This window comes from Candidatus Ulvibacter alkanivorans (assembly GCF_003333325.1).
Taxonomy (GTDB): Bacteria; Bacteroidota; Bacteroidia; order Flavobacteriales; family Flavobacteriaceae; genus Ulvibacter_A; species Ulvibacter_A alkanivorans.
Genome location: NZ_QOLC01000070.1, coordinates 14,395 through 35,528 on the forward strand (window position 1 = coordinate 14,395; position 21,134 = coordinate 35,528).

The window sequence follows — 21,134 nt, forward strand, 5'->3', positions numbered from 1 at the left end:
GCAATTGTTATGAGTACCAAAGAAAGAACGCAAGAGGATGTTTTGTTAGAGGAAAAGGTCGATAAACTCAACGAAATTATACTCTACAATGATGATGTAAATACTTTCGATCATGTAATAAATACGCTAATTTACGCTTGTGACCACACGCCCGAACAAGCAGAGCAATGTTCTATAATTGTTCATTACAAAGGAAAGTGCACCGTTAAGACTGGAAATTTCGATGACCTTAAACCTAGATGTACCATGCTGTTAGAAGCCGGATTAAGTGCCGAGATTTTATAGTGCTGCCTTTTGAACCGGTTTCATTATATACTTCTGGATGATGAGACAATGCAAAAAATTAGGTTGATAAACGGTATGCAACGATAAGCATTGTTGCAGAGAACCAAGCGTAACCGTATAAAATTCTAAAGCGTACAATTTCGTACGCTTTTTTTTATTTGAATAGTAGTAAACTGAATACATTTTTTTATATTTGCACCCCGAAAAGGCCACGTGGCGCAACTGAATAGCGCACTTGATTACGGCTCAAGAGGTTCCAGGTTTGAATCCTGGCGTGGTCACTTAGAGCAGAAATCCATTCCCGATACAGGAATGGATTTTTCATGTCAAGACGTATCAAAAGCCATGGCTTTTGTAATCGGATTGACATGGAAATTCCGAATCGCGCTAGCGATTGGATTTTCTATTGTAAGGTGTGATCTATTCAGGATCACGCAGTACTCCTGGTTTTATTTTAGTAGGATTGACATGGAAATTCCGAATCGCGCTAGCGATTGGATTTTCTATTGTAAGGTGTGATCTATTCAGGATCACGCAGTACTCCTGGTTTTATTTTAGTAGGATTGACATGGAAATTCCGAATCGCGCTAGCGATTGGATTTTCTATTGTAAGGTGTGATCTATTCAGGATCACGTAGTACTCCTGGTTTTATTTTAGTAGGATTGACATGGAAATTCCGAATCGCGCTAGCGATTGGATTTTCTATTATAAGGTGTGAGCTCCCCAGGATCACGCAGTACTCCTGGTTTTGATTTTGTAGGATTGAAATGGAAATTCCGAATCGCGCTAGCGATTGGATGTTCTATTGTAAGGTGTGATCTACTCAGGATCACGCAGTACTCCTGGTTTTATTTTAGTAGGATTGTCATTGAAATTCCGAATCGCGCTAGCGATTGGATTTTCTATTGTAAGGTGTGATCTACTCAGGATCACGCAGTACTCCTGGTTTTATTTTAGTAGGATTGTCATTGAAATTCCAAATCGCGCTAGCGATTGGATGTTCTATTGTAAGGTGTGAGCTATTCAGGATCACTTAGTGCGCTTTACTCATAAGTATTTGTTTACTCTTGTAATTATAACGATCGCTGTTGGTGGTGAATTTTTTATTGATTAACTTTAAAAGATGATAGCCATCGAAAAATTTGTACGAGATATTCCCGATTTTCCGAAGCATGGAGTCGTTTTTAAAGACATCACTCCCTTGCTTTCCAATCCAGAGGCAATGGCCGAATGTCTCAACGAGTTGGTCCGACTTACAGAGCGGCAATCAGTTGACAAGGTTGTTGGCATCGAATCGCGCGGATTCTTTTTTGCCACCTTGCTCGCTAAAGAACTGGATGCAGGATTTGTACCCATTCGTAAACCCGGCAAATTACCGTTCGATACTATTAAGCAGCCGTATACGCTCGAATATGGAATGGATGCATTAGAGATCCATGAAGATGCGATTCAAAAAGGAGATAAGGTGTTGTTGCATGACGATGTGCTAGCCACCGGCGGTACGGCCTTGGCCGCTTGTAAACTTATTGAACAGTTAGGAGGAGAGATCGTGCAATGTAATTTTTTAATTGAGCTGGAATTCTTAAAAGGGGCACAAAAACTTAGACGGTACGATCTAAGATCATTGCTTACCTACTAATCCAATGCATTTTTAGTGACCCATAATTTATAGGCAAAGAGCGCCATTTGTAGTTTTGATGCTTTTTGGAGATCTACATTTCGTTTCGTAAAGCTGGGAAGTACCGCCTTGTTGAATTTTGCTAATGCCTTGAAAAACTGTTTCTTCATAACTTAAAAGTACGAATAAAAAAGAGTTTCCAATACAGAAACTCTTTAAGTTAGGCTATAAAGTTTTACAAGTAGTTACATATTGAGTACGATCGTCTCTATCGGTTCGTCATCGTCACTTTTAATTGAAGTTGTGCGTTTTCCACCTTCACTATCCTTAATATCGATCCGAATTCCTGTTATTTCATTGTACTTATTTCGTTTTACCTTTTTAAAAGTAAAACTAATGTCCTTTTCAGCAAGCTGTTCTTTTAACTGTTGCAAGTCGGCATCGGTAGTATTTTTATCGATGATCAAGGTGTGGTCACCACTATGAACATCATGATGTACAAAACGGTTTTGTCCACTATTAGCATATACAAAGGTGTTGCCACGTGCTCGACTACGTTCCCGGTCTACATAGACAATCTCTTCATGGTCCTCGTGTACTTCATGGTCCTCGTGTATTTCGTGGTCCTCGTGAATAACTCGTAATCGCGCACGCTCATTAGATCGCGCTTTTCTAGCATCCTCACGTTCTAGTTGCATTTCTTTTCTTACTTCTATTCGCTCTTCTTTACGTTCTTCAAGGGCCACTTTTCTGTTTTCAAGTCTGGCTTGTTGTCGATCCATTCGTGCCTTAGCACGTTCTCTTATTTCAATTTCTCGTTCTTCGGAAAACTCATTAGACACTTCAGACCCAAAACTTAAACTACCATCTTCGGTAATGTGAAGGTAAAAATCTTCTATAGGCTCGTCGCCGTGTAATTCGTAATTTCCGCGTGAGCCGTTTGGATCATTGTAAGAAATGCTTATTCCTGTGAGTTCACCTGCGGAATTAAACGTGAGATCGCTGTATTCAAAATCGATCTGGTGTTCAGATTTTAATCGCTCTTTGTGTTTGGCCAAAGCGTCTCGCGTCGTATTTTTAGTAATACGAATGTAAATGTCTTTAACAGCTATATCACGAGTTTCTTGGGTTGCTTCGGAAACAGCTTCCATCCATTTGCCTGTTGTTTGTAATGACAAATTGGTATTGTTCGCTTCGGAAGTTGAAGTTGACGGAACACTTTCCGAAGGCATATCTGCACTATTTTCTACAGTGACTTTTTTAGACGCCGAACTTTCCGAAGAAAATATTTCTGAAGGCGTTGCATTCATTTCTTGAGTCGTACTGTTCTTGTAGATGACTTCCTCTTTCACATTAAAACTATAAAGAAATACAGCCATTACCGGAAGTATTAGGCAGAGTTTCCAAACATTGTTCGATTTAGTGGTGCTTTTGTTTAACATAATGATTCGTTTTTTGATGAATGATTGATAAAAATTGGTTGTCAGCGCCGGGATCGGTGCGGTCGATGAAGCCTTGACCAACGCTAATTGATATTGTTTTTTGGAAGAAACTTGTTGAGCCGTCTTACTATCTGCTATAAATTCTAAATTTTGTTCTACGCCTTTTTTGTACCACCATGCAAACGGATTCGCCCATTGAAAAGCCACTAGTAACGTACTGCACAGCACATCTAACGAATGCCACTGTGCGGCATGAACACGTTCATGCTGAAGAATCATGTTAAGCTCGGTCGTTGTATGAAGACTTGGATTGTAAAAAATATAAGTAAAGAATGAAAAGGGGGGAAGATCGCGATCAATCTCCACATAATGGTATCCGTCGACCTTTGTGGATGGGTGTTGCTTAATTAGGATATGTAAGGTGCGAAGTTGGACTAACATACGCACTAGCATAAATAAAAAGCCTATACAATACAGACTCATTAAAACATCTTGCCATGAGAGTTCGCTCTTCTCTGAAACCACTGTAGTTGCTTCTGTTGGAATTGTTTCGAGCGAGGTTAATATTGGAACCGATGAAGCGGTAATGTAGGTGGTCTTGGTGAACTCTAACATAGGCAGCAGTATGGCAGCTGCTACCCCTAATAATAAGTAATGTCTGTTAGCGGTAAAAAAGGTGTCCTTATGCAATACCAGTCGGTACACCAAATAAAAGGATGCTAGAATACCTGCTGATTTTGCTATATAGATTAAGACTTCCATGTTAATTTTCTTTTTCTATGATCTCTAGGATCTCACGTAATTCTTGGGCACTAATTTTTTCTTCCTTGGCAAAGAATGAGACCATGCTTTTGTAGCTATTATTAAAGTAGTTTTTCATGGCTAGATTCATAAACCTTTTGGTGTAAGACTCTTTGCTTACTAACGGGTAGTACTGATGTGTCTTACCATAAGCGATATGAGAGACATATCCCTTGTCTTCAAGGTTTCTAACTATGGTCGAGACGGTGTTGTAATGATTCTCCTCGGGCAAGGCTGCAACAATTTCTTTTACGAAGGCTTTTTCTAGCTTCCAGAGTGCGTGCATTACAACTTCTTCTTTATTTGTTAAGGCTTCCATACTACAAACATAAAACTATGATATTAGTTATACAACTAAATTTGTAGTTATTTAACGAAAAATTTAGTTCAATCGTATGTTTTGGATAGAAAAATTGGAAGGTCGTTTTCGACTAAGCTGTTCAAATTAGTATATTCGCGCTTAAAATAAGTGTATGAGTATATTGTTTATTTTCTTAGGATTGGTATTGTTAGTAGTTGGCGGTGAATTCTTGGTCCGCGCTTCGGTAGCCTTGTCCTTTAAATTACACTTATCGAAAATGGTGATTGGGTTAACCGTAGTTTCGTTTGCTACTTCTGCACCCGAACTTCTAGTGAGCTTACAAGCTGCACTCAATGGATTTAGTGATATTTCCTTAGGAAATGTGATAGGCTCAAATATTGCTAATATTGGTTTGGTATTGGGGATTACCGCGATTATCGGTCCGTTAGCCATCGACAGTGACTTCTATAAATTCAATTGGCCGGTAATGATGCTCGTATCGGTGCTATTATATTTTCTTCTGAAAAGCGGTGGGTTGCTCACAAGGACCGAAGGAATCGTACTCTTGTTGCTTTTAATGGTGTACTTGGTATTATTAATTCGGCGGGCTCGAAATAGAGCGGGAACGATACCAATTGATGAAAACATTGATGACGGTCTCTCTAAGTCATCTAATTTTAAGATAGGAATGTGGTTACTAATCGGCGGGATTGCCTTGTACGGCGGTAGTGAGTTATTAGTGACCGGTGCTGTAGATCTGGCCACAGCGCTTGGCGTAAGTGAGCGAGTTATTGCTGTAACAATGATTGCCGTAGGTACCAGTGTGCCGGAATTGGCAGCTTCGGTGATCGCCGCATTAAAAAAGGAAAAAGCGATTTCATTAGGAAACCTTATAGGGTCTAATATCTTCAATATTGCATCTGTACTAGGACTAACTGCAGTAATTCAGCCTATACTCGTAAAGAGCGCAGAGGTGCTAACCAACGATATTTTTTGGATGCTTGGTTTTGCGGCAATACTCTTACCGTTGGCTTTTCTTCCGAAGAAATTCGAGATCGGAAGAATTAAAGGAGTTATCATTTTCGCGGCCTATGCACTTTTTATAGGTCTTACCTTTATCGCATAAAGAAGTGGGTTTTTTTCTATTTTCCTCGGAAGCAGAGGTAGCTATCATTAATAGGTAGTACATAACCTCTAGTTTTAGACGACGAATAATACGTATGCGGTACTTATTTCGAACATACCCCCTTAATTTTAGGGGTTATGAACATAAAAACTACTTTTATTAATAACTTAACATAAAAAAATAGGGGGTGTTTTTAAAAATAGCCTACTTTTGCCCTGTTGTAATTATAAAATTTAACTAAAACCGCAACTGTATGTCAACGCTACGATTTCACGCGATCAAAGAAACCTTTAACAGAAAACCTATTGAAGTTACCGAACCGGAGCGACGTTCATCTATTTTTGGAAAGAACGTTTTTAACGAAGCCGCCATGCGTCAATATTTAACAAAAGACTCCTACAATAGTGTAATGGATGCTATTGAGAGTGGATCGAAGATCGCGCGCAGTATGGCCGATCACATTTCAACCGGAATGAAAGAATGGGCCATCTCTAAAGGAGCTACACATTATACACACTGGTTTCAGCCCTTAACCGGAGCTACGGCAGAAAAGCACGATGCCTTTTTCGAAACCTTGGAAAATGGACAGACCATCGAAAAATTTGGTGGTGGTCAATTGGTGCAACAAGAACCGGATGCGTCCAGTTTTCCACACGGTGGAATTAGAAATACATTTGAAGCACGCGGGTATACCGCTTGGGATCCTACATCACCGGCATTTATATATGGTACCACATTGTGTATTCCTACGGTATTTGTTGCTTACACAGGAGAAGCATTAGATTATAAGACGCCTTTGCTACGTGCATTACAAGTGATAGACAGTGCGGCTACAGCAGTGGCTAAATATTTTGATAAAAGCGTGACTAAGGTCAATGCAACCTTGGGTTGGGAACAAGAGTATTTCTTGATCGATAAAGCGTTGGCGGCATCTAGACCCGATATTGCTTTAGCAGGAAGAACACTGTTAGGACATGCCTCGGCAAAAGGACAACAATTGGACGACCATTACTTTGGTTCTATCCCATCAAGAGTCCTTAATTATATGCGTGATCTGGAAACAGAATGTATGTATTTGGGAATTCCTGTGAAAACACGACATAACGAAGTGGCACCAAACCAATTCGAACTTGCCCCAATATTTGAAGAGACCAACCTTGCAGTCGATCACAATTCACTATTAATGGATGTGATGGACAAGGTAGCCGATAGACATAACTTTAAAGTGTTATTTCACGAGAAGCCATTCGCCGGTGTAAATGGTAGTGGTAAACACAACAACTGGTCATTAGCGACCAATACAGGTGTCAACCTATTAGGTCCTGGAAGTACACCTATGAAGAATTTACAGTTCTTGACCTTTTTTGTTAATACCATCAAAGCGGTTAACGAGCACGAAGAATTAATTAGAGCATCGATAGCCAGTGCAAGTAATGATCACCGTCTAGGAGCCAATGAAGCGCCACCGGCTATCATTTCGGCTTTTATTGGATCTCAGTTAACAGAAGTTCTTGATGAACTTGAAAAAGTGACCGATGGGAAGCTATCACCTCAAGAAAAAACAGATCTTAAGCTAAATGTTGTAGGAAAGATTCCTGAAATACTATTAGATAATACCGATAGGAACAGAACTTCCCCTTTTGCCTTTACCGGAAACAAATTTGAATTGCGTGCGGTAGGGTCTACGGCAAACTGTGCAAATCCTATGACTGTCTTAAATGCGATCGTCGCAAAACAACTAATCGAATTTAAGGAACAAGTAGATTCTCTTATAAAAGGGAAGAAGATGAAAAAGGATGATGCCATCTTTAATGTACTTAGAGAGTATATTAAGGACAGTAAACGCATCCGATTTGAAGGTGATGGATATGGAGAAGCTTGGGAAAAAGAAGCTAAAAAGAGAGGCTTAAGTAACCATAAGACAACACCTGAAGCTTTAAAGGCCAAAGTTTCAAAAAAAGCGATCGCTTTGTTCGAGGAACTTGGTATTATGAGTAAGGTTGAAATGGAAGCGCGTCATGAGATTGAAGTGGAAGAATATGCATTGCGTATCCAAATCGAAGGACGAGTACTTGGAGATATTGCCAGAAACCATGTGATCCCAACAGCTATTCGTTATCAGAATTTATTGATAGAGAACGTTCGTGGTTTAAAAACGATCTACGGAGATGAATTCAAGAAGTACAGTGGAGAACAAATGGAATTAATAGAAGCCATTAGTGAGCACATTGCGAAGATCAATAAAGGGATTACCGATATGATCAACGAACGCAAAAAAGCAAATAAAATCGAGGATGCAGAAGAGCGAGCTTTTGCTTATTGCGATGAGGTAAGGACGTATTTTGAAGTCATCCGTTACCATTGCGATAAACTTGAACTTTTGGTCGATGATGAGATCTGGCCATTGACCAAATACCGTGAGTTATTATTCACTAAATAAAAGGACTTGTAAGGTATTTCTGTAAGAAAACCTATAGATGCCTTTATTGGAATGTGACTACTAAGCCTTAGTATGTCGCTTATAGCTGAAATTTAGGGTCATGTAGGAAGGCAATTTATTTTAACAAATATTTAACATAACTTAAAAGGACCGTTCAGATGCGTTTGAACGGTTTTTTTATGGATTACATCCATGTATCTTAAAATTATTAATAAGAAAAAGACTACAAATTATTGATAATCAGATAGTGTACGTGTATACTCGTATATAATTAACCCTATTTTTTCTTAGCTTTGACTTATAATATTTGAGACACATAATTGTCGATTAATATTTTCTCCCTTATCATAATCGCTCAATCTACAAGTTTAGATTGAAATATGAGAAACCTACTTAACTGGTTTTGTTCATATGATTAAATGTTAATTCCCTAGATAACGTTTAAGAAGATACAATAGTAAGTATTGTATAAATTAAGTTTAATGATGTATCGAGTTTTTCAAACCGACTTCGATCATTTTTAGACTAAAAATTATCCCCCTAATTTAAAGCAATGAGATTGTTTTTGTAACAATTTCATAACACATGCAAGGTATCTTGTGTGTACTAAAAACGAACATTTATTTATTAACCAATATTAATTTTAATTTTTAAACCTTTTAGATTATGAAAAAAGTAGTTTTAAGTGCATTTGCACTATTGTTCGCGACAGCAATGTTCGCTCAGTTTAATGGCAGCTCGGTTGTGCAGCTAGGTCTTTTAAATGGATCTGATGTTGACCAGACTGGCCTTTTGAATGGTTCCTCTGTTACACAGGTAGGAATTTTGAATGGATCTGATGTAGATCAAGTAGGTATTCTAAATGGATCTGATGTAGATCAATTTGGATTGGCTAACGGGTCTGCTGTTACACAAACAGGGATCGCTAACGGTTCTGATGTAGATCAAATTGGTGCCTTTAATGGTTCTGACGTAGATCAAACTGGTTTTGGTAACGGTTCTTCTGTTACTCAAATTGGTATCGCTAATGGATCTGACGTAGATCAATTAGGTGCATTCAATGGATCTGACGTAGACCAGACTGGTTTAGGTAACGGTTCTGCTGTTACACAAATCGGATTAGGAAACGGATCTGACGTAGACCAATTAGGTGCCTTTAACGGATCTGATGTAGACCAGTTCGGTATCGGTAACGGATCTTCTGTTACTCAAATTGGTATCGCTAACGGATCTGATGTAGATCAATTAGGTGCTTTCAACGGATCTGACGTAGATCAGACTGGTTTAGGTAACGGTTCTGCTGTTACACAAATCGGATTAGGAAACGGATCTGATGTTGACCAATTAGGTGCATTCAACGGATCTGACGTTGATCAATTCGGTATCGGTAACGGTTCTGCTGTTACTCAAATTGGACTAGCAAACGGATCTGATGTAGACCAGTTAGGAGCTTTGAACGGTTCTGATGTAGATCAGTTTGGTATCGCTAACGGTTCTGCTGTTACTCAAATTGGACTAGCAAACGGATCTGATGTAGACCAAATTGGTGCATTCAACGGATCTGATGTAGATCAGTTAGGAGCATTAAACGGTTCTTCTGTATTCCAGTTTGGTTTAGCTAATGGATCTGATGTAGATCAGATTGGTATTGCGAATGGAAGTTCAGTAATCCAATTAGGAGCATTCAATGGTTCATCTGTACTACAGGTTGGAGCGCTTAACGGAAGTAGCGTAACGCAACTAGGACTTGGTCACGGAAGCACTGTTACTCAAATTGGAATTGGGAACGGTTCAAGTGTAACTCAGTCTAACTAAAAAATGCCGGACTAGCGAATTTAAATTCGCTAGTCCTTTAGTTTAAGGATACAAGTAAAGTGTAGGAGGGCATTTAACTAACCTCTTCCACTTTGCTTTCCTTTAAAAAGAAGAGTTTATTTTTAAGAGTTTTCTAAAAATTAACTACCTTTCTAATGTGTTCGGAGTAAAGAACTTAAAAAGTATAACATGAAATCACTCAAATCCATATGGCACATAATCCTATTACTCCTCTTTAGCAATACCCTCATTGCTCAAACCTATAATAATTCACAATCATTAGGCTCTGCTGATATTATACTTCAGAATATCCAGCAACTGAATGTTTTAAATTCTCAAAACACACCTTCTAATCGCCTGAGAAATCAAGAAATAAGAAATCGGGTAAACATTCAACAAGTAGGTATTCAAAACGATATCTATACAAACACCATCTCACAATCAAGCTCCATCAATTTATTTCAATTTGGAGGCAACAACGAAATTGTTTTAGGTGTAAAGGCTCGAGCTATTCAAGAAAATATAATTCAGACTGGATTTAATAATGCAGTTCTAGACTTAAGTCCAAGTACCACCCAATTGCATAGGTCACAAGTCGTTCAAAACGGCACAAACCAGCGATTAATTTGGCTTGGCAGTAATTCTATTTCTGAAAAATTAATGGTAAGAATGCAGGGTCGCAAACAAACAGTTCTGATCCGCAGCCTTAGATAAAATAATTCCATGTTTTTGAAACTAAACCGATATAGTATACTATTATCTGTATTTTGTTTATTGCCCTATCTGGGCATTTCACAAATCTACAATACAGAAGTAGAGGCCGAAATTGCCCTCAGCGAGCAAAATGGTCTGGTAAACATTACCGGTTCTGCCTATAACAAATCGGGGTTTAGCCAAAGTCTGCGTTATGTACTTTCAGTAATACGTACCAATCCAACTAATTCTAACACGTCTAAGAACGATCAAACAGGAAGGGTGGTCCTAGAAAGTGGACAAAAACAAAACCTATCTGCAACCACCATAAATGTCGATCCGGAATATAAAATTACCATTCTACTTCTAGTGTACAATCTAGAGGACAAACTTCTAGGAATGAAGCGCTTAGTTTTAAATGATCCTGAAGGCTCTGAAAATACAAATAAGGTTATCCTCGAATCTAAAAATGAAAACATATCGCTTAATGAAGACATTAATTCGACAGGTGAAGACGGTGTCATTTTACGAGGTATTTTAGTTGAAGATACTAAAACGAAGCCCGGAAGAGATTTTTATAAAGAATTTAATTCACTGTATACCTATTACAATATTAATGGGCCTAAAGTGGTGACAATTCAAGAAGAACTGTCAATCGCCAATAATACTAAATTAGAAATCGTGATCGACAATACGGTTGTCGTAGAATTTATTCTACGACCACAGATCGATTTTATAAAACAAGCGGCTAAAGAATCTATCGAAATAGTCTACAACTATTTTAAGAATTTAAACAAGAAACAAAACACAGTGCAACGTTTTTAAATCCAAAACCCATGAAAACTACTTTATTCATATTGTTTTTTGCGTTTAGTACCTATGGCTTTGCGCAACAATTATCATACACACCTAAGAACCCGGCCTTTGGTGGAGACCCATTTAACTATAACTGGTTGTTAAACTCGGCAAACGAACAGAATTCCTTCTCTGATGATAATTCAGACTTCGATTTATCAGAATTTGACTCACTCTCTGGTGGGTTTAATGACCCTAGATTTCAAAACCAATTTGGAGGTGAAAACCCCGAACCCGGAACCTCGACTAATGGAAATTTCGAGACCGAAGTTTATGAGTCTTCCGAAGGGCTAGTGATCAATATATTAGATATTACCACAGGAGAATTCACGCAATTAATCATACCTAACTAGTTAGAACGCTTTTTCATGGGACACAAGCTGAAAATATTACTATTTATCATGCTCTCGTTTATTTTGGGAGGATGTGGTGCCTATTTCAACCAACCGGTTGCACCACAGGAGGCCCGAATGGGTGAGGTCACAAAACAAACTGAAAGACTAAAAAATCTACCACCACCGGCAGAGCGTATAATTGCCGGAGTCTATAATTTTAAAGACCAAACGGGACAATACAAAGCAATCGAAACCGGTAGCACATTTAGTACGGCTATCACACAAGGAGCAACAACCATTCTAATTAAAGCATTAGAAGACTCTAAATGGTTCCGGCCCATCGAAAGAGAAAATCTTCAAAATCTATTAAATGAACGTAACATAATTCGTACTACACGTGATGAGTACCGAAGAGATAACGCTGCCAATGTCGACCGACTTTCACCCTTGTTATTTGCCGGGATATTATTAGAAGGTGGCGTCGTTTCTTACGACACGAACTTACTAACAGGAGGTGCCGGCGCTCGTTACTTCGGAATAGGGGGCTCGACACAATATCGCCAAGATAGAATCACCATATACCTTCGTGCAGTTTCCACCTCTACCGGCGAAGTGTTAAAGACCGTATACGTCTCGAAAACTATTCTGTCGCAAGCCATAGATGTTGGCTTGTTTCGATATGTAAACTTTCAACGATTATTAGAAGTAGAAACCGGTTTTACCAAAAATGAACCAACTCAATTAGCCGTTACAGAAGCCATTGAAAAGGCAGTAGAAATGCTAATTATCGAAGGTGTTCAAGATGGACTTTGGTCTACTCAAGAAGGGCCACAAAAGAACAAGGAGTTGGTCGATGAATACTTACTGGAAAAGGAATTAGAAGAATCAACTGGATTGTACGAACGTAAATATACCGAAGATAATTACCGAAGCAGCCTAGGAACCTTATTTGGCCTTGCCTTGGTCGATGGAGATTACAGTACCGGTATATTAGATTTTAACGCTGGACTTACCTATAAATACCAATTGTTACCCGAACTTCGACTAAGTGGTGATCTGCAAATTTTTAGATTGAACTCTACCGCAGATATTCGACATTGGTGGTTGAGTCAAAACTTTAATGTCGAGTATAAGATCTTGGCCCACGATAAGTTGTCTCCCTATATTTATGGAGGCCCCGGCGTTATAACATTCGTTGATGACTCACCAAGTAAATTCTTGCAAGAGTTAGATACCTTTATGAAAGTGCAATTTGGTGCGGGCTTAGAATATCAAGTTTCCGACCGAATTTCTTTTACACTCAACGGTGAATATAATTTTACGTTTTCCGATAAGATAGATAATGAAATTAATGGACGACGCGACGATTTTTACGTGAATGGCAACTTCGGAATTCATTATCATTTTGGATCGAAACGAAAGAATAGCAATCAAGAACTATTAATCAATCAATAATTAAGGTACTATGAGACGATTTATGAATTATATAAAAATTGTAGGGGTACTTTTCCTTGTATTGATTTCCTGTAACGAAGATAGGATAGGCGATAACGAGTTTGGTACAATAACCGGGAAAGTAGTAGCCATGGGAAGTAACGAGCCAATTCCTAATGCACGCATATCTTCTCAACCCATAACCAGCACAGTATTTACCAATAGTAATGGTGAATTTACCATCAATAATGTGCCAGAAGGTGAATATGCGGTTCAAGCGAGGGCAGAAGGATTTCTCGCAGCTTTTGAACCGGCATCAGTATTACCGGATATTAGTGTTAATGTTGTTTTTGAAATGGAAGTTGAAACCGCAAATAACAGACCTCCCTCAGCTCCCATGTTAACAAGCCCTTCGGAAAATGAAGTGCTCCAAAGCATCGAAGTCGAATTTACATGGTCCTCTACCGATCCTGAAGAAGATGAGATCATTTATACCTTAGAACTTCGAAACGATCAAAACGATGAAGTACTGTTGTTCGAAGATCTTGAAGAACCTATGCTAATGTACGAACCATTAATGCTTGGCGCTAAATACTTCTGGCAAGTCTCTGCTACCGATAATATAAACGACCCTGTCTTAAGTCCGGTAGGTACCTTCGAAGTAATAAATGCGCCTGTAGATAACCGATTCTTGTTTGTTCGAAATATCGACGGTAATAATGTAATATTTTCAGCCGATGAAGAAGGAAATGAATTTCAACTTACTTCGGAAAACAAGAACAGTTACCGTCCAAGACGTAACGTGGCAGCAAATCGCATCGCCTACTTGCAAAGTGATGGAGCTGAAGTCGATATCTATACCATGAACCGCGATGGAACCGACAAACGTCAAGTGACGACTGCAATCAAGCCAACCGGTTTCGATAGAAATGAAATTAATTTTTCCTGGCCACCGGCAAGCGATATGATCTATTTCCCTCATTTCGACAGATTGTATCGTATTAACTCTAACGGCCAAGGAATAGAACTTGTATATCAAACGACCGACGGATCCCTTATTTCTGAAGTAGACGTGAGCGAATTCGACGATATCATAGCCCTTAAAACCAACAATCTCGATGGATATAACATCAACCTGTTTACCATCGATTTCGAAGGCACCCTTTTAAACACCATTTTAACCGGAGTGCCGGGTGCTTCCAGCGGATTGAACTTGTCGGTTACAAATAACCTAGTGCTATATGCGTATGATGTATCCGGGTTTGAAAATCCAAATTATAGAAGACTGGACTCCCGATTATTTATTTATAACATGGCCGATGATACGACTACCGAAGTATCGGGTGAAAAGCCTAACGGCACCAATGACCTAGAACCTATTTTTGCTCCTAATGAAGCAGATATTATATGTACCAATACCTCTAACGATGGAATCTCCCAACGAGATATTATAACGGTCTCCCTTGAGGATGACAGTTCCAATATTGAAAGGGACCTAAAGTTTGAGAATGCATTTATGCCAGATTGGGAATAAGTATTTGTAATTATCATGAAAAGAGCAACACCTTTAGGGGTGTTGTTTTTTTTATAGATTCAATACAGCCAGTAGATTCTGTGTATATTTGCAGCAGAAATTAAATGTATGAGTCAAGAAATCTCTAAACGGTATGAACAAAGAGGCGTCTCTGCCGGGAAAGAAGATGTGCACAACGCTATAAAAAATGTAGATAAAGGGTTGTTTCCTAAGGCGTTCTGTAAGATCGTGCCCGATTTTTTAACTGGAGACGATGATTATTGTCTCATCATGCATGCCGATGGAGCAGGTACCAAATCCTCCTTAGCTTATATGTACTGGAAAGAGACCGGTGACCTATCTGTGTGGAAAGGCATCGCTCAAGATGCACTAATCATGAACATTGATGATCTACTTTGCGTTGGCGCCGTAGATAACATCATGCTATCCTCCACCATTGGTCGAAATAAGAACTTGATTCCGGGCGAGGTGATTTCTGCAATTATAAATGGAACCGAAGAATTAATTTCCGATCTGGCAAAATTTGATGTTCAAATTCACTCCACGGGAGGTGAAACTGCAGACGTTGGCGATCTGGTACGAACAATTATTGTAGATTCTACAGTTACAGCAAGAATGAAACGCGATCGAGTGATCGACAATGCCAATATACAACCAGGAGACGTCATTGTTGGGTTGGCTTCTTTTGGGCAAGCCTCCTACGAAGATTCCTATAATGGAGGGATGGGGAGTAACGGCCTTACTTCTGCGCGTCACGATGTTTTTAATAATGAATTGGCTACTAAGTTCCCTGAGAGCTACGATCATGCCGTTCCAAAAGAATTGGTCTACTCAGGCTCTAAATCATTGCAGGATACAGTAGCTAATAGTCCTATTGATGCCGGTAAACTTGTGCTTTCGCCTACACGAACCTACGCGCCTATAATTAAAAAGATGCTACAACGGTTTACCCATAAAGAGATTCATGGTATGGTGCACTGCAGTGGAGGTGCCCAAACCAAGATCCTGCATTTTATTGATAATTTGCACATCGTTAAAGACAATATGTTCGAGGTGCCACCACTATTCAAACTTATTCAAGAAGAGAGTAACACCGAATGGCGCGAAATGTATCAAGTGTTTAACATGGGACATCGTATGGAACTGTATGTTTCCGAAGACATTGCACAAGACATTATAAAGATCTCAAAAAGCTTTAATGTAGATGCAAAAGTGATAGGTAGGGTGGAAGCTTCAGAAAAAAAATCACTCACGATTAAATCCGAGTTTGGACAATTTACGTATTAATTGTAGGGCTTTTCTTATAAAGTCCGCAACGAACCGTAATAGACCAAATTATGAACCTTACATTACCTCACGGGTACAAACAACTTGCCAACCTATGCATCGCATTTTTACTGCTTAATGTAGCAGTTATCTGGTTTTTCGATATTGAAATTAGCCGTTTAATTCGCGTGATCACCACCTTTATTCTATTTTTATACTTTATTTACCGAAAAGGGTATTGGCAGAAATTCGTGTTTACCGCTTTTGTTCTTTTTTTACTGCGGGACCTCCTTATCGTGCAGTACGAAATAGAATTCTACAAAACGGCAGCCTTTCTATTAACATTGCTTGCGTATCTATCACTTACTTGGATCACACTTCCTAAGATTAAATTATCCAAATCGACACCCGTCATAATCATTTTCGTATTGTCGTTAATAGCCCTTAATGTTTTCAATGTTTACTACTTGTCAGATGTAATAAAAATTAGTTTAGACAACAACTTTCAATTTGCCCTTTTCTTTGTTCAAGGTGCTATTCTTATACTTTTAAGTTTTGTTGCATTTATGTATAATGAACGTTTCGAAGGTAAAACACCATTGGTATACTTATACCTGGTTTTGTGTTTTATTTTAAGTGATCTAAGTGGTTTAGCTGCCTATTTTTTTAAAGCAGACGCTGCGTATTTTCCCGAGCGTGTTTTCTATATCATCGGATTGGTGCTGTTGGTGAATTTTACACTAAATAAAAATGCCCAAAAAGAGCAGAATATTAAAGATACTGAAAAGCAATGCTTATTGTAACTTGGAGTCCGATCGCAACACTTCCTTAAAATTTTTATTCACTATGTGTAACTTCGGAAGGATATATCGAGAACAAAACGGAGCCTCCGGATTCTTCCGGTAGTAATTCTGAATGGATACACGGCTCGCTTTGAATTTATTAAACGGAAGCACCTGTGTAATAATCGCATCCCGCTGGTATTGCTGAAGCTCCTTAATGTGTTCTGTAGATATTACTTGCTGTTCTTTATTATAATAATAGATAGCACTTCTATATTTTTTTCTGAAACTGTGTCGAACCGTCGACTTATGCGTAGCCAAATGAATTTCGATCAATTTTTCTAACGATACTTGCTCCGGGTTAAATACAACGATCACGGCTTCCGAGAAGTTAGCAGCATCACCTTCAGAAGCAATAAAACCTTGCTTGGTTTGGGTGACACCCTTAACTGCTTCGAAGACCGCTTCTGTACACCAATGGCATCCTCCGCCTAAACCTATTTTTTCGTTTGCCATAACAGTAAGATGGTCGTAAAAAAGTAAAATTCATTTCAAATGCATGAAAATTTAGTAAACTTATTTATCGTAAATTTGTGTCCGCCCAAAATGAGGCGATGATCAATTAGAATATGTTAGACAAATTACAAATAGTTAAAAACCGGTTCGATGAAGTGAGCGATCTCATCATTCAGCCGGACATCATAAGCGACCAAAAACAATATATTCAATTAAACAAAGAATATAAGGACCTGCGGTTGCTTATGGATAAGCGAGAAGAGTACCTCCTGGCTACCGAACGAATTGAAGAAGCAGAGGAGATCATAAATGAAGGTGGTGACGATGAAATGGTCGAAATGGCAAAAATGCAATTAGAGGAAGCTAAATCTAAATTACCCACTTTAGAAGAAGAGATCAAGTTTTTACTAATTCCTAAGGACCCCGAAGACTCTAAAAATGCAGTAATGGAAATACGTGCCGGTACAGGTGGAGACGAAGCCAGTATCTTTGCAGGCGATCTGTATAGAATGTATACCAAATATTGTGAGAGTAAAGGCTGGAGAACGAACACGGTCGACTTTAGTGAAGGAACTAGTGGCGGATTTAAAGAAATTCAATTTGAGATTGAAGGCGATGATGTGTATGGAATTCTAAAATTTGAAGCCGGTGTGCACCGCGTACAACGGGTGCCACAAACTGAAACACAAGGAAGAGTGCATACCAGTGCTGCAACTGTCATGGTGTTTCCCGAAGCCGAAGAGTTCGATATAGAGATCGACCCTAAGGATGTTCGTGTGGATTATTTTTGTTCTTCAGGACCCGGAGGACAGTCGGTGAACACCACCTATTCTGCAGTGCGACTTACGCACGAACCAACCGGATTGGTTGCGCAGTGTCAAGATCAAAAATCGCAACATAAGAATAAAGAAAAAGCCTTTAAAGTACTTCGATCTCGATTGTACGATCTTGAATTAGCGAAAAAACAAGCCGAAGACGCCGAAAAAAGAGGCTCTATGGTTACCAGCGGCGATAGAAGTGCAAAAATTAGAACCTATAATTATCCACAAGGACGCGTTACAGACCACCGTATTAACTTGACCTTATACGATCTAAGTAATATTATCGATGGTGATATTCAAAAGATCATCGATGAACTGCAATTGGTAAGCAACACCGAGAAACTAAAAGAGGCCGGAGAAAGTTTTTAATATGACCACTCAAAATCTTATAGCTGAAATTCTTCGGAAAAAATCGTTTTTATGTATTGGCTTAGATGTCGACCTGGAAAAGCTTCCGAAGCATTTGCTACACAAAGAAGATCCTATTTTTGAATTTAATAAAGCCATCATTGACGCCACTCATCACTTGGCGGTGGCCTATAAACCCAATACGGCATTTTATGAAGCGTATGGACTAAAAGGATGGAAAGCATTAGAAAGAACCATACAGTATCTCAACCAAAAACATCCTGAGATTTTTACCATTGCCGATGCTAAACGTGGTGATATTGGTAATACTTCGAGCATGTACGCCAAAGCTTTCTTCGAGGATCTTGGTTTCGACTCGGTTACGGTAGCGCCTTATATGGGGAAGGATTCGGTCGAACCGTTTTTGACATTCAACGATAAGCATACCATTCTATTAGCATTGACCTCTAACGAAGGCGCCTTTGATTTTCAAACATTAGAAGTAGACAAGACGGCGCTTTACAAACAAGTAGTGAGAACATCCACGCACTGGAAGAACGCCCAAAATCTAATGTATGTCGTGGGTGCTACCAAAGCAGAATTTCTTAGTGAGATACGAGAGATTGTGCCTGATTCATTTCTGCTAATACCTGGAGTGGGTGCTCAAGGGGGGAATCTTGCAGATGTGTGTCGCTACGGAATGACAACAGACGTCGGTCTGTTGATAAATTCTTCTCGAGGGATAATATATGCGAGTGATGGCCATGATTTTGCTGAAGCGGCGGCCACAGAAGCCAAACGATTACAACAAGAGATGCAAGCCATACTTGAGTCTGCGAATTTAAATACCAATGCCTAAGGTATGCAGGTAACCGATCAGTTACATCGTGTGATTGAGATTCCGGATAATCCGTTAAAAATAGTTTCTTTAGTACCCTCTCAAACCGAATTATTGGTAAGCTTAGGTCTGCGTGATAAGTTAGTTGGGATCACAAAATTTTGTGTTCATCCAACAGATCTTAGAAATACCGTAACTGTAGTAGGTGGGACAAAATCGGTACATTACGATAAGATTGAAACCTTGCAGCCCGATATCATTCTTTGCAATAAAGAAGAGAACACCCAAGAGATGGTCGATCGCTTATCGCAGATCGCTTCGGTATGGATTAGTGATATTTTTACCGTTGACGATGCGTTAGAAATGATTTCGGCTTTTGGTTCGATGTTCAAGGTTACGACAAATGCCTCAAAGTTGATTGCTACTATAAAAACTGAAATCCGAAGTTTTTCAGAATTTATGGAGGGCAAAGCTTTTAAAAATGTTGCCTATGTTATTTGGAAACGCCCTTATATGCTTGCCGGTAGACATACGTTCATCAATGAGTTGCTGAAACTAAATCGTTATGAGAATTGCATAGTCGAAGGAGATTCTCGGTATCCGGAAGTATCGCTATCAGCCTTGAATAATGTAGATCTTATCTTATTGGCTTCGGAACCGTTTCCGTTTAAAGAATCGGATGTTGTGGAAATAGGGAACGCACTCAACAAAGAAGTGCGTTTGGTAGATGGTGAATATTTTAGTTGGTATGGTTCCCGTTTAGCAACAGCTTTTCAATATTTTAAAACCTTACATCAATAATTACTTATCGGCTTGTTTTAGGGTCAAGTATTGAATTTCGTTGTAAATTTTTTTTGCTTGACGATTTACCCTGTCACTTTCCGATTTATCACGTAGCGCGATCGCATACGATCGTTTCATTAACTCGGTATATCGTTTTTTTAATTTTTCTAATCGCGATTTCGATTTAAACCATTCTTTCATGTTCCATCATGCTTTCTATTGTATAATGGGGCAAATGTAAGTATAGCCTTTAGAAGTAGGTATTAATTATTTTTTAATACTTTCTTAAAAATGGCTTAATACCTTAATTTTTAAGAACATTTTAATCTTGAAGGGCAAAAACTTGCCTCAGTAAGGTGGTTGTTCTTGCAGAAATTGAATTTCGGATCTTTTTTTCTTCTACCCCGATCATGGTATAAACACCTTTTAAGGCTTCATTGGTTACGTAATCGGTGAGATCCGGATTCACCGGGTTTACAAATGGAACTGCGTTATAGCGACCAATGATACTTTCCCAAATTTGATCGGCACCAACCCTTGCGAAAGAGTTGCTGATTACCGGATTAAATTTGGCATATAGTGCATTGTTGGTTCTGTCTTGGAGATACGAAGTTGCCGCATTGTCCGGTCCTAAGAGGATGTTCTTCGCATCGTTAAATGTTATGTCCTTAACCGCGTTCACAAATATGGGAGTGGCTTCTTTTACAGCATCTTCAGCAGCTCTATTAAGCACTTTTAGTCCTTCATCAGCTAAACTGCCTAATCCGATATCACGTAAGGTCTTATCTACTTTTTGAAGTTCTTGCGGCAACAGTATCTTCACTAGATTGTTCTTATAAAACCCATCTTTTTTTGTGAGTTTTGAGACCTGTTTATCGATTCCAAAATCTAATGCCTGTCGCAGTCCGTTTGCGATTAGGGTTGGATCCATTCCGGTTTGTCCGGGCAAGGTGTTCACCACATTTTGTAATTCGGCGCAAGACAATAGCACAAAACAACTACAGAACAAAAAGATACGTTTTAAAATCATTGATTAAAATTTATAGAAGATTTCTAAAGATAAAAAAAGGCGCTTCATTTGAAGCGCCTTTTTAATACTA

21 protein-coding genes and 1 tRNA gene are annotated in these 21,134 nt (G+C 38.9%); 16 read left to right on the forward strand and 6 right to left on the reverse strand.

All coding sequences use genetic code 11. From position 1 onward, the window contains the following. Positions 1-9 precede the first annotated feature (9 nt). The 3 genes from DWA30_RS06075 (at position 10) to DWA30_RS06085 (ending at position 1,925) form a co-directional block, all read left to right on the forward strand. Positions 10-285 carry an ATP-dependent Clp protease adaptor ClpS gene (locus DWA30_RS06075; RefSeq protein WP_114491652.1) on the forward strand — a complete coding sequence of 92 codons (276 nt, stop codon included), beginning with the start codon at positions 10-12 and terminating at the stop codon, positions 283-285. Between the two features lie 207 nt (positions 286-492). Beyond that, positions 493-566: transfer RNA gene (locus DWA30_RS06080), tRNA-Arg, on the forward strand. Positions 567-1,412: 846 nt separating this feature from the next. Continuing rightward, positions 1,413-1,925, forward strand: coding sequence for an adenine phosphoribosyltransferase (locus DWA30_RS06085; protein WP_210725389.1), 513 nt, complete (start codon positions 1,413-1,415; stop codon positions 1,923-1,925). Here the strand turns inward: DWA30_RS06085 and DWA30_RS06090 are convergent. The 3 genes from DWA30_RS06090 to DWA30_RS06100 form a co-directional block, all read right to left on the reverse strand. Continuing rightward, on the reverse strand, positions 1,922-2,074 hold the full coding sequence (locus tag DWA30_RS06090; RefSeq protein WP_114491654.1) for an SsrA-binding protein: 153 nt from the start codon (positions 2,072-2,074) through the stop codon (positions 1,922-1,924). The two genes, DWA30_RS06085 and DWA30_RS06090, sit on opposite strands and share 4 nt — an antisense overlap. Positions 2,075-2,149: 75 nt before the next feature. Then, positions 2,150-4,108, reverse strand: coding sequence for a M56 family metallopeptidase (locus DWA30_RS06095; RefSeq protein WP_114491655.1), 1,959 nt, complete (start codon positions 4,106-4,108; stop codon positions 2,150-2,152). Position 4,109: 1 nt separating this feature from the next. Continuing rightward, positions 4,110-4,466 carry a BlaI/MecI/CopY family transcriptional regulator gene (locus DWA30_RS06100; protein WP_114491656.1) on the reverse strand — a complete coding sequence of 119 codons (357 nt, stop codon included), beginning with the start codon at positions 4,464-4,466 and terminating at the stop codon, positions 4,110-4,112. Positions 4,467-4,620: 154 nt separating this feature from the next. Here DWA30_RS06100 and DWA30_RS06105 point away from each other — a divergent pair, with 154 nt between their 5' ends. The 10 genes from DWA30_RS06105 to DWA30_RS06150 all read left to right on the forward strand — a co-directional run bounded on the left by DWA30_RS06105 (position 4,621) and on the right by DWA30_RS06150 (position 16,749). Beyond that, entirely contained in the window at positions 4,621-5,574 is a 954-nt protein-coding gene (locus tag DWA30_RS06105) for a calcium/sodium antiporter (protein WP_114491657.1), read from the forward strand. Between the two features lie 253 nt (positions 5,575-5,827). Further along, complete coding sequence (locus DWA30_RS06110) at positions 5,828-8,014, forward strand: glutamine synthetase III family protein (protein ID WP_114491658.1); 2,187 nt, start codon at positions 5,828-5,830, stop codon at positions 8,012-8,014. Positions 8,015-8,680: 666 nt separating this feature from the next. Further along, positions 8,681-9,829, forward strand: a complete 1,149-nt coding sequence (locus DWA30_RS06115) for a hypothetical protein (RefSeq protein ID WP_114491659.1) — start codon at positions 8,681-8,683, stop codon at positions 9,827-9,829. 189 nt (positions 9,830-10,018) lie between these two features. Continuing rightward, complete coding sequence (locus DWA30_RS06120) at positions 10,019-10,543, forward strand: hypothetical protein (protein WP_114491660.1); 525 nt, start codon at positions 10,019-10,021, stop codon at positions 10,541-10,543. Positions 10,544-10,552: 9 nt separating this feature from the next. Continuing rightward, positions 10,553-11,347, forward strand: a complete 795-nt coding sequence (locus tag DWA30_RS13445; protein WP_245933869.1) for a CsgE family curli-type amyloid fiber assembly protein — start codon at positions 10,553-10,555, stop codon at positions 11,345-11,347. A gap of 11 nt (positions 11,348-11,358) precedes the next feature. Then, positions 11,359-11,730, forward strand: coding sequence for a curli assembly protein CsgF (locus DWA30_RS06130; protein ID WP_114491661.1), 372 nt, complete (start codon positions 11,359-11,361; stop codon positions 11,728-11,730). Between the two features lie 15 nt (positions 11,731-11,745). Next, positions 11,746-13,167 carry a CsgG/HfaB family protein gene (locus tag DWA30_RS06135; protein ID WP_114491662.1) on the forward strand — a complete coding sequence of 474 codons (1,422 nt, stop codon included), beginning with the start codon at positions 11,746-11,748 and terminating at the stop codon, positions 13,165-13,167. A 10-nt stretch (positions 13,168-13,177) separates the two neighbouring features. Further along, complete coding sequence (locus tag DWA30_RS06140; protein WP_114491663.1) at positions 13,178-14,680, forward strand: carboxypeptidase-like regulatory domain-containing protein; 1,503 nt, start codon at positions 13,178-13,180, stop codon at positions 14,678-14,680. Positions 14,681-14,788: 108 nt separating this feature from the next. Next, on the forward strand, positions 14,789-15,967 hold the full coding sequence (locus DWA30_RS06145; RefSeq protein WP_114491664.1) for an AIR synthase related protein: 1,179 nt from the start codon (positions 14,789-14,791) through the stop codon (positions 15,965-15,967). Positions 15,968-16,017: 50 nt separating this feature from the next. After that, entirely contained in the window at positions 16,018-16,749 is a 732-nt protein-coding gene (locus DWA30_RS06150) for a hypothetical protein (protein ID WP_114491665.1), read from the forward strand. Here DWA30_RS06150 and DWA30_RS06155 read toward each other — a convergent pair. Beyond that, entirely contained in the window at positions 16,741-17,244 is a 504-nt protein-coding gene (locus tag DWA30_RS06155) for a peptide-methionine (S)-S-oxide reductase (RefSeq protein WP_114491666.1), read from the reverse strand. The genes DWA30_RS06150 and DWA30_RS06155 overlap by 9 nt on opposite strands. A 113-nt stretch (positions 17,245-17,357) precedes the next feature. Between DWA30_RS06155 and prfA the strand changes: the two genes are divergently transcribed. Genes prfA through DWA30_RS06170 form a run of 3 tightly spaced genes read left to right on the forward strand, consistent with a single transcriptional unit; the run spans position 17,358 to position 20,052 of the window. Further along, the gene (gene prfA, locus DWA30_RS06160) at positions 17,358-18,434 is read left to right on the forward strand and encodes a peptide chain release factor 1 (RefSeq protein ID WP_114491667.1); all 1,077 of its coding nucleotides are present in this window, start codon (positions 17,358-17,360) and stop codon (positions 18,432-18,434) included. Between the two features lies 1 nt (position 18,435). Next, positions 18,436-19,272 (forward strand): orotidine-5'-phosphate decarboxylase, encoded by an 837-nt coding sequence (pyrF, locus tag DWA30_RS06165; RefSeq protein WP_114491668.1) that lies wholly within the window; start codon positions 18,436-18,438, stop codon positions 19,270-19,272. 3 nt (positions 19,273-19,275) lie between these two features. After that, positions 19,276-20,052 (forward strand): ABC transporter substrate-binding protein, encoded by a 777-nt coding sequence (locus DWA30_RS06170; protein WP_114491669.1) that lies wholly within the window; start codon positions 19,276-19,278, stop codon positions 20,050-20,052. Here the strand turns inward: DWA30_RS06170 and DWA30_RS06175 are convergent, their stop codons facing one another. Together DWA30_RS06175 and DWA30_RS06180 are read right to left on the reverse strand one after the other, a co-directional pair. Beyond that, positions 20,053-20,235 (reverse strand): Lacal_2735 family protein, encoded by a 183-nt coding sequence (locus DWA30_RS06175; RefSeq protein WP_114491670.1) that lies wholly within the window; start codon positions 20,233-20,235, stop codon positions 20,053-20,055. It lies immediately after the preceding gene. Between the two features lie 121 nt (positions 20,236-20,356). After that, a complete protein-coding gene (locus tag DWA30_RS06180) occupies positions 20,357-21,064 on the reverse strand; it encodes a DUF4197 domain-containing protein (RefSeq protein WP_114491671.1) in 708 nt (235 codons plus the stop codon). Positions 21,065-21,134 lie beyond the last annotated feature (70 nt).

Bases quoted from the DNA above. Each gene is read 5' to 3' on its own strand.
- DWA30_RS06075 (WP_114491652.1), top strand. From the start codon at position 10: ATGAGTACCAAAGAAAGAACGCAAGAGGATGTTTTGTTAGAGGAAAAG.
- DWA30_RS06090 (WP_114491654.1), bottom strand. From the start codon at position 2,074: ATGAAGAAACAGTTTTTCAAGGCATTAGCAAAATTCAACAAGGCGGTA.
- DWA30_RS06095 (WP_114491655.1), bottom strand. From the start codon at position 4,108: ATGGAAGTCTTAATCTATATAGCAAAATCAGCAGGTATTCTAGCATCC.
- DWA30_RS06100 (WP_114491656.1), bottom strand. From the start codon at position 4,466: ATGGAAGCCTTAACAAATAAAGAAGAAGTTGTAATGCACGCACTCTGG.
- DWA30_RS06105 (WP_114491657.1), top strand. From the start codon at position 4,621: ATGAGTATATTGTTTATTTTCTTAGGATTGGTATTGTTAGTAGTTGGC.
- DWA30_RS06110 (WP_114491658.1), top strand. From the start codon at position 5,828: ATGTCAACGCTACGATTTCACGCGATCAAAGAAACCTTTAACAGAAAA.
- DWA30_RS06115 (WP_114491659.1), top strand. From the start codon at position 8,681: ATGAAAAAAGTAGTTTTAAGTGCATTTGCACTATTGTTCGCGACAGCA.
- DWA30_RS06120 (WP_114491660.1), top strand. From the start codon at position 10,019: ATGAAATCACTCAAATCCATATGGCACATAATCCTATTACTCCTCTTT.
- DWA30_RS13445 (WP_245933869.1), top strand. From the start codon at position 10,553: ATGTTTTTGAAACTAAACCGATATAGTATACTATTATCTGTATTTTGT.
- DWA30_RS06130 (WP_114491661.1), top strand. From the start codon at position 11,359: ATGAAAACTACTTTATTCATATTGTTTTTTGCGTTTAGTACCTATGGC.
- DWA30_RS06135 (WP_114491662.1), top strand. From the start codon at position 11,746: ATGGGACACAAGCTGAAAATATTACTATTTATCATGCTCTCGTTTATT.
- DWA30_RS06140 (WP_114491663.1), top strand. From the start codon at position 13,178: ATGAGACGATTTATGAATTATATAAAAATTGTAGGGGTACTTTTCCTT.
- DWA30_RS06145 (WP_114491664.1), top strand. From the start codon at position 14,789: ATGAGTCAAGAAATCTCTAAACGGTATGAACAAAGAGGCGTCTCTGCC.
- DWA30_RS06150 (WP_114491665.1), top strand. From the start codon at position 16,018: ATGAACCTTACATTACCTCACGGGTACAAACAACTTGCCAACCTATGC.
- DWA30_RS06155 (WP_114491666.1), bottom strand. From the start codon at position 17,244: ATGGCAAACGAAAAAATAGGTTTAGGCGGAGGATGCCATTGGTGTACA.
- prfA (WP_114491667.1), top strand. From the start codon at position 17,358: ATGTTAGACAAATTACAAATAGTTAAAAACCGGTTCGATGAAGTGAGC.
- pyrF (WP_114491668.1), top strand. From the start codon at position 18,436: ATGACCACTCAAAATCTTATAGCTGAAATTCTTCGGAAAAAATCGTTT.
- DWA30_RS06170 (WP_114491669.1), top strand. From the start codon at position 19,276: ATGCAGGTAACCGATCAGTTACATCGTGTGATTGAGATTCCGGATAAT.
- DWA30_RS06175 (WP_114491670.1), bottom strand. From the start codon at position 20,235: ATGAAAGAATGGTTTAAATCGAAATCGCGATTAGAAAAATTAAAAAAA.
- DWA30_RS06180 (WP_114491671.1), bottom strand. From the start codon at position 21,064: ATGATTTTAAAACGTATCTTTTTGTTCTGTAGTTGTTTTGTGCTATTG.